This is a genomic window from Actomonas spartinae, assembly GCF_051209155.1.
Classification (GTDB): domain Bacteria; phylum Verrucomicrobiota; class Verrucomicrobiia; order Opitutales; family Opitutaceae; genus Actomonas.
The window spans coordinates 601907-614746 of the sequence record NZ_JBPJGB010000002.1 but is presented as its reverse complement, the minus strand read 5'-3'; the positions used below and the strand labels follow the sequence as shown (position 1 = coordinate 614746).

Sequence of the window (12840 nt, the reverse complement as noted above, 5' to 3'; positions counted from 1 at the left end):
GGATCAGCCTCCTATCGACGGGAACTGAATGGTCTTGTCCGCGGCGGTCGCTCCCACCTCGCGCCGTTGCACAAAAATGGGCGTGCCCGCTTTGATGACGTAACCGTCGCGGTTGGTGGTGGTCTCGTTCGTCCGCTGCCAGTGGCCCACCTCACTGTTGAAATAGAAGCTGAACCAGGAGGCGCCGGCCCACACCACCAGCAAGTCGGCCTCGGTGGCATCGGCGGACGACTTCCAGGCGTGGGTGCGGCTGGCGGTCTGCAACGCGAGCTCGCCCAATGTCGTGTCAGTGGCCTGCATCGTCGCCAGGAAAGTCAGCGCGTTTTGGGTGCGGGTGTGCACCGCACGCGGCGGCTGGACCAGCACCCGGCCCAGCGTCGGGATCACCAGATCGGTGTCGCCGCGGCGGGCAATCATGACCCCGCGATCGGGGCGCAGGAGAAAGGCGTTGCGACTTGGGCTCGCCACGCTGTCGAGGTCGCGCGCCCAGCGATTCCAGGTCGTGTTGAAATAAAAATTGATCCACGAGGCCCCGCCCCAGACCTGCACGAGGTCGGCGCCGTGCGGCGTGTCGGCGCCCTGCAGCAAGAGGTTGTTGTCGTCCGCCGTGCCGAAGAGCGTGCCCAACGTGTCGGCGGGAATGATCTCGTAGCCCGCACCGTTCTCGCCGACTTCGATGCCAAGCTCGGCCAGGCCCACGCCGTCGTCGGCCACGTAAACGCGGGTGGCGGTGTTGGCCGGGTTGACGATGCGGAAAAGCCGGCCGGACTGCGCGCCGGAGGTGAGGCGCAGGTAGTAGGGCGCGCCGGCGGTGGAGAACGCACCCGGCGTCCAGGCGGCGGCGGCATTTTCAAGCCAGTTGCTGCCGACCGCGGTCACCTTGCCGACCGAGTTGGCCAAACTCGACGCGGGCGCATCCAAGGGGATGGAAAAGGAACGGCTTTGGCCGGCCGGAATCGTTTGCACGATGTATCCAACCGGTCGTGACGCGCCGGCCTGGGCAAAGGCCGGGACCGCGGCCAGCACCAAGCCGCCGACCAACGCGGAGAACAGGCGGAACGTGAATCGCGACGAGAGTATCATTTCTGAGCGAGGTTGAACCCACCGCCTGCGTCGGTGGCGTAGAGACGTCCGGTAGCCGGGTCGCGGAAGACCTGCAGGTTGCTGCCCGGTTTGCGATAATGAGTCATGCGGGCGAGCGCCGCGCGGTTTGGCATCCAGTCCGGCGCGTCCGCCAAGGTCGCTACCGTCCCCGCCGGGGCGGCGACCAGTTCGAAGGGGTTTTCCTCCAGCAGCCAGGCGGCAAACGCGTCGCCGGGCTCGAGCGCGATGAACCATTGCCACTCCTGCACCCCGCCATTCGGCTCGCGCAAGCGGTGGCGACGCTCGGCGTGCAGGATGTTCTCGGCGGCGGTGGGCTGTCGCCAGAACGCGCGGCGGAACACCTCGGCTCGATTGAGCTGCAGTTGCAGGCGGGCGTCCTCGGTTTCGACCCAGGCGGTCGTTTCCCGCGCCGGTTCCGACGCCGGCGCGGCAGCCGGCCGGAGCAAGTGCCACGCGAGCCCTCCGGCCAGCGCGACGAATCCGAGTATGAGCAGTGGTTTACGCATGACTCAGTTGCCGGAGTGCGAGTAGGTGCGCAGGAAGAGCTCGATGTCGCTCACGCTGGCGGCGAAGCGATTGAGGCCCTCCTGCTCGTTGTTGAGCAGGGTGTAGGCGGGAATGACGATCTTCCACCCGCCGTTCCACACGCTGCGGCCGACCAGCCGAGAGTTGGTGAACTCCTCGGGCACAGACGAGTAGAAGAACGCGGGATCGCTGACCGGACGGAAGGCCTGGTGCTTGCGCAGAATCCAGGGTTGCTCGGTGAGCGTGCCGTTGGCGTCGAAGAACTGGTTGTCCGAGAAATCGGTCGAACCGAGATTGAAGGGCAGCGGCAGCGCCTGGTCGTGCACGGTGAAGGACCGCACGACGCCGGTGTCGCCCAAGGGCGGCGCCAGCATGTAGTCGGTGCCGGTGGGGATGAGGTAAACATACGGCGTGGCGCTCAGGGCGTTGGCGTCGCCGGAGGCCGGCCCGGCGGCGTCGACTTTGCCAGTGGCGTAGGCGTCCATGCCGACGTAGTCCCGCAGCACCATGCCGACGCTGTAGATCTTGGTGGCGAAATTGGAATCGCTGAAGGCGTGGTCCCCGCCGATGAGCGGCAGACCGAAGAAGTTGTGGCCCTTCTGGATGGTGGTGCTGAAGGGAATGATGATGCCCGGCACCGCGCTGCCGTCGGCCTTGGCCACGTTGCGGGCGTGGGCGGCGACATCGGGGTCGGCCAGGATGTTGCTGACCATGTGCTGCTCCAAGGTTTGCCGCCAGGCGGTGTCGCCGCTGCTGTCGGAGGCGAGGCGGAAGAGCTCATGGCGCAGGGAAAAGACCGTGCCATTCGTATCCGGGTTATTGATACCGAGGCGCGGCTTGGCCACCGCCCAGTCGGCCTGCAGGCGGGCCATGGTGCCGGCGAGTCCGGCGTCGCCGAATTCACTGACCGTGGCCTGCGGCGTGCCATCGGTGAGGTCGCCCAGCGCGCGGGAACCAACGATGGCGTTGATCGCGGACTGCCCGGCGGTCGACCCCAGCAGGCCGGTTTCATAATCGTAGGCCTTGGCGGCGAGGTAGGTGTAGCGGGCGGCCAGATCGAAGAGCGTGCGGTATTGCTCCAACGCCTCGTTGCGGAAGGTGCGGAAGGTGAGGTCGTTGGTGCGGTAGCCCTGCACCTTGGCGGCCGCCCGCTGGCGGAAGGTCGCACGGTTGGCCTGGAGGGAGTTGCCGGCGGCGATGAGGTTGCGCACCGCTTCATCCGCGCGCTGCACTTCGGTGATCAGTTGGGTGATTTCGTAGACGTTGGTCGTCAGTTCGCGCAGGGCCGACTCATACTCCCAGGCGGCCTGAGCCTTTTCGTAATCGAAGCCAAACCGGGTGATCGACTGCTCCATCTCGCGAGTGACCCGCTCCTGTTCCACCTCGAGACCTCGGGCGATACTGTTTAGAACCGATGCTGCCCGCGAGACGGTGAACCACGACGTGATACCAGCGATACTGAAGGCCGAACGAATCGACGAGGTGGCGTCGTTTGAGGTGCCGACGGTTTTGGGCGGCGCTTCGGAAGACCCCGCAAACAAACCTTGAATGTAGTCGGCCTCCGTGAACAGCAGCTCGCCCACGGATTCCAAGGAAACTTGGGCGATGCGCAGGGCATACACCGTGTCGCCGGCATCCTTTTCCGCCTTCACCGCATCGGCGTGCGCGCGGAACATGATGAGCAGGAGCTTACGCTGCTGATCGAGCGCCGCGATGTCTTGATTGAGGGCCGCGGCCCCGGCTCGGAGTTCGATCGTCGCCTGGTAGCGATCGAGCAGTGCCTGCTGCAAGGTGCCCACCACGGAGCGAGTGCCGAGATTTCCGGCCGATTGTTTCCAGGTGTCCGCGAACTGCACAAAGCTGTCGGGATTGATGGTGATGGCGCGGTCGGTGAAAAATTCGGTGAGCGGCTTGTTGACGTCGGTGGTCGAGAACTTCGTGAGGTCGAAGACGTCACTGGCGCTGACTCCGGTGGGCGAGCGCGCGGTGATCGTCACGGCCTGGGTGGTGTCAACCTGGTCGGTCGGGCGATCGATGATGTTCCACAGCAAGAGGTCGGGACCGGTGTAGCCTTCGGCGTAGGTCTTACCCGCGCCGATTTCGCCGGGGTAAGGCGTGCCGTAGATGTCGACCAAGGCCGAGGCGAAGGCGGACTCCTCGTCGACGATCGCGTCGTTGGCGTCCGCGATTTGATCCTCCTGGTTGCGGAGCAAGCGGGTCATCCGGGCCGCCTGATCGAAGGCGCCTTTGGCATTGGTGACAGCCCGCAGGGAGCGATCGTAGATCTGGTCAAAATGAGACTGACCGGCCTTAAGTTCACTCGGGGAGATGTCGAAGGCGATCGCACTGGGGCTCAGGCCCAGCGGGTTGAGATGGGCGTTGGCGTTGTCGATCTTGATCTGGAAATCTTCCGCGATCGTCGGCAACTGCGTGAGCTCGAGCACCGTCGAGCGATCGATGACCTGAATGCCGGTGTGGTTCGGATCGGTGTCGTCCTCCGGCAGGATGGAGTTGCCCACGACCCAACTGTAGTAGGCACCCTGAGTGGCGCGGGAGGCCCACTCATCCAAGCCCCAATGGCGGGTGATGCCGGTCTGGCTGTTGGTCTGACCGTCGCGCAAATGACTCCAACCGGCGGACGGGTCGTCCCGGTAGCTCTGACGGTGCGTCAGGGCCATGATTTGCTGGGCGGTGCGAGCGACGTTCAGCGCGGCCTGGGCATACTTTCGCTCGTCCTGGTAATCGACCTGGATGGTTTGGCCGAGCACGCTCACGGCCTCGGAACGCGGCGTCCAGGTGAAGCTCGGGTTCTGCAGCAGGCGCTGGTAACCTTTAAGCGCGGTGAGGTAATGACCGTAGGCGTCACCGTGGGCCTGCGGGAACATGCGTTGGGCGTCGGCGGCATCCACCACGCCGTTGGCGGTCGAGCTGCCGGTCTTCTCGGTGATGTTGTAGTTCGCGACGTAGAGCGCCTCGCCGGAATTGATGCCGCGGGTGTAGTTCCAGAACAGGCGATTGTAGGCTGGCGCCACTTTCACTCCGGGCGTCAGGGAATCATCCCGACCGCGGAGCAGGGCCAACTCCTCTTCGAGCACGCTGGCCACCTGGCCTTCAAAGGAGAAGCGGGAGGTGTTCACCTCGGTCGCGGTGGCGCTGTCGTCGATGGCGATCGTGGGATTGGCGGCATCGGCGTAGGCCTCGTTGCCCAGGATCGTGTAGAGGTCGTTCAGATAACCGGCGGCCAACAGCAGCGCGTCGTTGGCCGGCGCGTAGTCGAACCCGGCGTCGATGCTGAGCGTCTTGCCGCGGTTGAGCACGGTCTCGTAGATCTCGATGAGGCCAAAATCGTTGATGTTGGAAAGGTTGAGGGAGACGTCACCTTCCCAGCGGGCGCCCGCCTGGGTGAGCAGCGAGACATCGGTGTTGACCGCGTTGTTGTAGAGGTCGTTGACGCGCTGGTTGAAGGGGTTGATGCCGGCGACGACGCGCTTGATCCAGCCCTCGACCAATTTCGGTTCGGTCCAGCGCGACCACGCCACCGCGCTTTGATCGGAACCGGACGCGAGCACGTTGCTCGTGTTGATCTTCGGCCTATAGCGCATCGTGAAGTAGTTGTCCGTCATCACGAGCAGGGGGCTGCCCAACGGAGCGGTGGGCGAACCGCCGACCACGACCTGCGCGCCGAGCGTGCCACTCGGCGTTTGCCAGGTGGAGGAGCCGACCACTTCGTCGGTCTCGGTGGAGGCATGGAGCCGAAAGTTAAGCGGCGCTGCGGCCGCGACGGCGGAACTGGTGAAGAGCGCGATCTCGACCGTGTTTGGCCCGACCTGGAAGGCATCGGGCGAGACCTCGAACTGGTGGGTAAGGCCCGTGGCGGTGAGGCCGGTGGAACTCGTCACGTTGGTGAATCCGGCCGGCGCGTTGTAGGCGACAGTCGCCGCGCCGTTCACGTAGAGCACCAGGCCCGCATTGGAGTCGGCCAAATCGGCGCTGAAAATAACCCGTCCCGGCACACCGCCCGAGAAATCCAGCGGCGAGGTTTTCCGCGCGACGCGATCCGGCTCGGTCGCCAGTCGCGTGGCATCGGTCTTGATGGCGACGTTGAACGGCAGCGAGACCGGCGAACCGGCGGCGGTGTATTCCGCCGGACTCGGCAGGTTGCCCGCCGGGTTGGCGACGAACTGCCACGTGTCGGCGGCCAACGCCGACAGCGTGTAGGTATAGACTGGCGGCGCCACCCCACCCTGCGGCGGCGCGTAGCGCCATTCGAATTCGTAGTCCGTCGACCGCGCGGCGAAATCACTCGAGTGCCGCAGCGAGACCATTTCATCCAAGGGATTGCTGGAGGGCTCCACCTTGAGCTCACCGGCATGGAGCCGGGGCGCCACCCGGAACACCGCCACGCTCACCGGGTCGCCGGACGGAGTGAACGCCTCACCGTCTCCAAAAACCAATGACACCCAGCCGGAACCCTTGCCTGTCGCGGTGAGCGCGTAGTCCACGACCGAGGTGTCGGAATCGGAGGGCTGGGCCAAGGTGACCGGGCCGACCGTGACCGGATTGCCGTCGGAAACATAGGTCCCCGGTTGGAGCGGATTCTCCACAAAGGTCTCGACCCGCGTGGTGAGCTGATCGATGGCGGCATCCCATCGCGCTTTGTCGGGATCGGTGGCCGCGCACAAGGCTTTGAGCGCCGCGACGTCTTCGTTGCTTAAGACGTTCAACGCCAGGTAGTCCTCGCCGGCGGCGGCATCGACAAACTTGCCGGTCAACACCAGCTCGCCATTCGCCCCGCGACTGCTGTCAAAGAAGAACCGTTGCTGCAGATGCGGAGGCACGGACTGAAAATAGACTTTGCCCTGGAAACTGCTGGTGCGCACGGCCGCGGGGATGGCGGAGAGTTGATTGGTCCCGCCCAGGGCGAAGGATTTTTCGCGAATGGGATCGTGCAGCGTGACGCTCGGACGGGTCGCGCCGAGGGTCGCGATCGACTGCTCGTAGAGCACCTGCGCGCTGGTTTGCGTGAGCACCGCCGGCAGACCAAACTTCGGCATGGTGAGCGTCTCGGCGACCCGCAGCTCCGGGGCAACTGCCGGCCAGACCGGCCGGTAGGTGATCGTCAAGGGCGTGCCGGTCACCGGGTCGCCTTGCGGCGTGCCGCCGGAAAGGGGGCGCAGGTAGGGCAGCGCGGTGCCCACGGCCGGTTGGGTCGAGAAGCCGGGCACGTAGAAACCTTCGCGCATAAGGTAGTAGAACTGCATGCCCAGCGTCGGACCCACGATCGCCGTGGCGGCCGCGCCGGTGCCGTCACCGCCGGCGAACTGAATCGTCGGGGCCGAGGTGTAACCGCTGCCCACATTGGTCAGCGTGATCGCGGTCACGACCCCGTTGGCCACCGTCGCAGTGGCGGTCGCGCCGCTGCCCCCGCCACCGGTGAAGGTGACCGTGGGGGCGGAGGTGTAACCGGTGCCGCCACTGGTGATCGCAACAGAATTGACCGGGCCCGCCCCATGCGGCCCGCGATAAACCCAATCGTAGCCCTTGCGATCCTCGAAGGTGAAGTTGTCGTAAGCCGCCGGCGCATCCGCATGCGGAGCCGCATCGCCAAGACCCGGCACCTCCCGGTTCAGCACCACGCCGTTGGCATTGAGCGGCAGGGGCAGAATCGGCAAGGGCATCGGCGGCTGGATGATCGAACCGGCCGTCACCTCGTAGTTGAACCGAAGGTCGTTGGCCGTCCCGGCCACATCCAATTCGCGCTCGACCTTGAAGGCGCGCATCGCGGGCCGGCCATCATCGGGGTGGATGTAGTCCCACAACACGAAAGGCTCCGACGTGTAAACCGAGGCATTCGCCGTGGTGTTGTTGAGGTCATCCCGCAGCGCGTAGATCCGTCCGGCGAGCGCCAAGGCGTGCTCTTCGTTGGGATTGAAACCGACGGCGCTGCGATCGTTCTGCACGTAAAGGCTGCCGGCAATCTCCGCCGCGGTCAGGTCACCACTGCCTTGGTTGGACGCGAGGATGATCTTGGCGGGTTCGGTCGGATACTGGACGGTGTAAGTGCCGACCTTGGCTGGCGTGTAGAAACCTTGGAAGGAGTCGGAGGGAGGGGCGACTTCCCTGAACCACCAGACTTTCAGCACGTTGCTTCCCGGGATTGCGTTGACCGGAATGATCGCCGCGCTGGCGGCGGCCGGGATGCCGACGGCAAACGGATCGGCGTAGGCGCCGGGGTTGTAGTTATTGCCACTGGCAACGTAACCCGCGACGGCGTGGCCGTCCGGTGCATCGATACGGGTGCCGACGTAAGCGGTTTCGACGATCGCGGCGTTGCCGTCGCCTTCGAGGAAACCGAGTTGGGAGACCACGGCCTCCGCCCCCGAACCGCCGCCGCCCGAGATGACCACCTGGGTCGATGGCGTGAAATTATATCCGGGATCCGTGATGGTGATCGAGGTGACCTTGCCGCCGGAGATGGTCGCAACGGCCGTGGCGCCGTCACCACCATTGGTGAAGGTGATGGTGGGCGCGGAGGTGTAACCGCTACCCCCGTTCGTGATCTCGATCTCTCGCCCCCGATCCTCCCGCTGGGTGAACAGGCGCACATACCAGAGCTCGTTGGCACCACTGAACTTCAGCAGGGCTCGGTTCAATCCATCGGCGCCGGCGAACTGCACAAAAAACCGCTGCGTCGTGGCATCGATCTGCGCCTCGCTCTGGGCCGGATCATCCTGGAACACGACCTGGGGCTGCTGCGCGCCGGCAAAGGGAATGCCGGTCTCCGGGGTGCTGCCGAGCTGACCGACCACGAAGTGGGCGTAGGCGGCGACGTCGGTCGGCCAGACCTGCAGGTATTCATTGCGAATCCGCGGCCAGAAAATGCCAAGGTCGGGCTCGAAGCCGGTTTGCTTGAAGTGGATCGCCGCGTCCGCTTCCTCCAGCCAATAGAACGAAACGCGGTCAGGGGTGAGGTTTTCCCGCTCGGCAAAATACTCCGTGACACCGTCGCGACGGGCGATCGACCCGTAATAGTTGACGGTGTCCGTGCTGACCGCGGTCACCGGCGCGGCCCGCCACTCCGAGCTACCGTCACGGGGCAGCAATTGATTGCTGGCATCGCGCGGCGTCAGCTGGTCACCCAGGTAGACGGTCGTTTGCACCGGCTCGGCCACGCGCACCACATCGACAATGTCCGCCCCCAGAAATTCGTGCACCTCGCCACCGCCATCGGCCTGCAAGGGCCCCAGGTATTCGATGAACACCCGGCCTTCGCGGTTGTAGGCATGCAGTTGGCCAATGCCCCCGGTCTTGTCGAACCACAGGGTGCGACGCTCGGGCGGCAGGCTGATGTCCGACGGCGCGGAAGACCCCACCCGCTGATACTCCTCCCGCACAAATTCAGGGAAGTTGGTGCTGAAGACCGGGTTGATGGTCTCGATCTGCCCCAGGGGAATGTTGACCAGCGGCCCATTAAAACTGCGCTCCGTCCAGTAAATGGTGCGAGCGGGTTTCGCGGTGGTGGAAGAAACCGAAAACGACTGGTCGCGGAACCGATACTTCGCGGTCGATGGTTCCGCGGGCGAGGTGACCGGCACGCGGGTCACCCAGGTGATGGCCACGCGGCCGGCCTGAGTGGCGAAGACCCGCTCGGCGTGGGGGCTGAAATAAAAATCCGGTTGCTGGCCCGCCGCCGTGGCCGTGGCGCCCGTCCCGCCTCCGCCTGACAGGGTCACGGCCGGCAGGGTGGTGTAGCCCGAACCCGCGTTGGTGAGATTGATCGCGGTGACCACGCCCTGAGCCACCACCGCCTCGGCGGTCGCCCCGGTGCCGCCGCCGCCGGTGATGGAGACGGTCGGCACCGACGTGTAGCCGGCGCCACCCTCAACCACCTCAATCGCGCTCAACTCCAGCGGAATGGGCGTATCGGTGCTGGAGGTGGCGGTTTGCACAAAGTCCTCCCCGACCTTCACCGGCTGGGCGCGCCAGTAATTTGTATCCGCTGGGGTGATACCATCGACCTGGGTGGCGGGAGGGGCGATCACATCGCCCAGGAGATAGCGCGGCACACCCACCGCCACCGCACCGCCGAAGGCCGAACGTTGCAGCACCAGTCCCGCGCTACTGGAGGGATAACGCACCGAGAGGGTTTCGTTCGCCACGACGGCGGCGGAACCGCCGGAGTGACCGGCGATGCTGGCAAACTGTGGCGTCGTCACCGCCGGATTCAGTCCATCAGGCACGGACCGAAAGACCACCCGCGCACTGGCGCCGGATCCGCCGCCCCCCGAAATGCTCACGGTGGGCGGATCGGTGAAGGCATAACCCGAACCGGTGGCGGTGACGGTGAAACCGGTGACCGCCCCGTTGCTGACCGTCGCCGCGATGATCGCCCCGCTGCCGCTGCCACCGACCAAGGTGACCGTCGGCGCCGAGGTGTAGCCGCTGCCACCGTCGATCAGGGTCAGATCCGCGATCGTGTTGGATTGAAAAAGGCGGTTCTGCGTCGCGCCCCGCATCTCGAACTGCGCGCGCGCGACCGGCGCCGCCGCCACCAGCAGCAGGGTGGCGAACAAGCCTCGACGGAGGATGGCGGTCAGGCGGTTCATCACGGAGCCGGGGTGGTGGAAAGGCTGCCGACTTCGCTCACGCGCGTGAGCACGAAGGTGCCGGAGACGGTGACGTCGCTGGTGGTGCTGCCATCGGACAACTTGGCCCGGCGCAGACCGGAGATGACCTCGGTGTAGTTGCCGCCGATCACCGCACTGCCCCACCCTTGCGAACTGGTGCCGGCCGGCGGCGTGGCGGTGAAGGCAAAGCTCAGGGCCCGGGTGATGGTGGGGCTCTCCTCGCCCGCCGGCAGCATGGCATCAAAGCGAGCGTTCCGGTTGTCATGATCCGGGTGATAGGTGTGCACGTAGGGATTGGTCGGCGCGTTGAAACCGATGGTGATCGTGCGGGTGAGCGTTTGACCGATCGCCACGGCACCGGTGCCCATCGTATCGTCCGCAACGGTGTCGGGCGGCAGGTGCGCCGCGGTGATGCGTCGAGCGTTGGCCTTGCTGGCCGCGGCCAGCGCGCCCTCCACCGTGGCCAATCCCACGCCAGTGGGATCTGATGCCAACGGTCCGAGATAAACCTCCGAGAGCAGCCGCGCGTTGCCGTCGTCCGCCACATGCAGAATCACGCGCAGCGGAAAGGATCGTCCGGTGCCCGTGCCCGCCTCGCCCGGCACGTGGCTTTGCACGTTGCTCACCGTGGCTTCGCCGATCCAAAGGCCGGCGAGCGTCGCCACGCGGGCCGACACCGGCAGGGCCACATCCATGAGGTTGCCGCCATCGGTGAAACGCAGCAGCGAGGCGTAAAGCGCATCGGCGGTGCCGGTCATCTGCGTGCGGTCGACGCCAAAACCCAGTTCCACCGCGGACTGCGGACCAATCGTAACCGGGATGGCTCCCGTCACCGGATTGAACACGTATTCGCCCGCCCCGGAATCAAACTCCCGGAAGGTGAGCGGCACGTCACCGGTGATCTGCTCCGTTCCGGTCGGTGCCGCCGCCGAGCTCACGGGCGAGACGGTGAGATTGACGGTCGCCGCGGTGCGGTTGCGCACCCGCACTTTGATGAGGGAATCGGTGCGGCCAAAGTGCAGACCGTCGAGGCGCGAGGGCGCGACTTCGAGCGGCGCGTAAAAGTTGCCCACGACCGGCGCCTCAAACCAATAGGCCTTGGTGCGGTCGAGCCGTTCGGTCGACGGTGAGAACACCTGCACCGGATTGCCCGGGCCGAGCGGACCACCCTCGTATTTGAAAATCTTGGAGTTGCTGGCGATCGCCACCGGGAAGGTCGCGAAGTAGTCGGTGAAGAGCGGGTAGTTGCCGCTCAGTCGCGCGGGGAAACCGAGCAGGTTGGCGCCGTTGCGCACCCAGGAATAACGCGGCGGCTGCACTTTCTGGGTGATGTTCACCGTCGTGCTGTCCCCTGCCGTGCCGCTGCACTCGATCAAGTAGGCGGATTGCCCTGGCAAGGAGATCAGCGTGTCGGCATCGCCCGTGGCACGTGTCCACACCTGCCACTCCGGGGTGCCGGCCGCGGGCACGACCGAAGACGTGCCCACTTGGATCGGGTTGGGATTGGGGTTCCAACGCCACACCGCCGTGACGTTGGTCGACGGCGGGAAGATGTTCTCCAGCGTGTCGTAATCGACCTCGCCCGGCAGGTAGATCGCATTCCACCCCCCCTTGAGGTTGTAGGACACGGTTTCCCACTGGGCGAAGGCGCCGCCGGCGCTCAGCCAAACCACGCCCAGCAACCACCACCGGGAAACCCGATGAGGCACGAGGTGGGATCGGAAGGGGCGCCAGTTCATCGGACCGTGATGCGGTAGAAGCGCTGGGCGCCGGGTTCGGTGGCCACGTGGATCGGCAGAATGTCGACGGCGGTGGCGCGGTAAAAATCCACCGGCTCGGCGGTGGGCGAAGTGAGCAGCGGCACCGGCTCCCAATTGACGAGGTCGGAACTCGCTTCGATGGCGTAGACTTTGCCGGTGATGGAAAAGAACTCAAAGCTGACCAACGACTCGGTGCGCTCGGTGATGACGAGTTCGAAACGCTCGGTGGCATCGGTGGCGAAGGTGCCGGCGAGGTATTCCAAAAAGTTGCTCGTGCCGTCGCCGTCGTAGTCGCCGTCACGGGTGATGGCGCCGATGTCCCATCCCGCGTCGCCCGGTCGGAAACCGGCTTGGTAAAGCTGCCACTCCTGCCAGGCGTCGGGCAAACCGTCGTCATTGGCATCGGCGCCGATGTTGAGGTCGAGCCGCACGCGCTCGCCGCCCTCCCCGGCCCGCAGACTGCCATCGGCTTCGATCGGGTAAAAGGTCTCGCCGTTCATTTCCACCGCGAGCGAGAAGACGCCCTGTCGCGGCACGGAACGGTCAGAGTAGCTGCGGGTGTCGGGCCGATCCTGCTCGATGCTGATGTTGAGCTCGTAATTCAGTTCAATGCGAACGCCGGTGAGGATGGGCGTGCGTTTGATTTCGACCCCATCGCGCAGCAGCACGACCTCCGCGCCTTCGACGTTGAGGGTGGTGCCGACTTGATCGCGGACCACACCATACAGCACGTAATACGGCGCCGGCGGAAACGCGGCCGACCAGGTCGTGAAGACGGTGCCCGCGGCGAGCGCGGCGAGGAGCCAGCGGCGCATCCGGGAGCA

General features: G+C 65.5%; 5 protein-coding genes. All 5 read right to left on the bottom strand.

The genetic code is table 11. The features are described from left to right. Positions 1–3 precede the first annotated feature (3 nt). From AC0MRV_RS10435 to AC0MRV_RS10415, 5 genes are read right to left on the bottom strand one after another with little or no spacing between them, the layout of a single operon-like run. Positions 4–1083 carry a hypothetical protein gene (locus AC0MRV_RS10435; protein WP_472764406.1) on the bottom strand — a complete coding sequence of 360 codons (1080 nt, stop codon included), beginning with the start codon at positions 1081–1083 and terminating at the stop codon, positions 4–6. Further along, a complete protein-coding gene (locus AC0MRV_RS10430) occupies positions 1080–1610 on the bottom strand; it encodes a hypothetical protein (RefSeq protein WP_472764405.1) in 531 nt (176 codons plus the stop codon). Before AC0MRV_RS10430 ends, AC0MRV_RS10435 begins: the two co-directional genes overlap by 4 nt. 3 nt (positions 1611–1613) lie before the next feature. Further along, positions 1614–10235 carry a hypothetical protein gene (locus tag AC0MRV_RS10425; RefSeq protein WP_472764404.1) on the bottom strand — a complete coding sequence of 2874 codons (8622 nt, stop codon included), beginning with the start codon at positions 10233–10235 and terminating at the stop codon, positions 1614–1616. Beyond that, complete coding sequence (locus tag AC0MRV_RS10420) at positions 10235–11995, bottom strand: hypothetical protein (protein WP_472764403.1); 1761 nt, start codon at positions 11993–11995, stop codon at positions 10235–10237. Before AC0MRV_RS10420 ends, AC0MRV_RS10425 begins: the two co-directional genes overlap by 1 nt. Further along, positions 11992–12831, bottom strand: a complete 840-nt coding sequence (locus tag AC0MRV_RS10415; protein WP_472764402.1) for a hypothetical protein — start codon at positions 12829–12831, stop codon at positions 11992–11994. The genes AC0MRV_RS10420 and AC0MRV_RS10415 overlap by 4 nt, the downstream gene beginning before the upstream one ends. Positions 12832–12840 lie beyond the last annotated feature (9 nt).

What these genes read in the sequence shown, in the direction of transcription:
- AC0MRV_RS10430 (WP_472764405.1), bottom strand. Translation starts at nt 1,610, where the DNA reads ATGCGTAAACCACTGCTCATACTCGGATTCGTCGCGCTGGCCGGAGGG.
- AC0MRV_RS10435 (WP_472764406.1), bottom strand. Translation starts at nt 1,083, where the DNA reads ATGATACTCTCGTCGCGATTCACGTTCCGCCTGTTCTCCGCGTTGGTC.
- AC0MRV_RS10425 (WP_472764404.1), bottom strand. Translation starts at nt 10,235, where the DNA reads ATGAACCGCCTGACCGCCATCCTCCGTCGAGGCTTGTTCGCCACCCTG.
- AC0MRV_RS10420 (WP_472764403.1), bottom strand. Translation starts at nt 11,995, where the DNA reads ATGAACTGGCGCCCCTTCCGATCCCACCTCGTGCCTCATCGGGTTTCC.
- AC0MRV_RS10415 (WP_472764402.1), bottom strand. Translation starts at nt 12,831, where the DNA reads ATGCGCCGCTGGCTCCTCGCCGCGCTCGCCGCGGGCACCGTCTTCACG.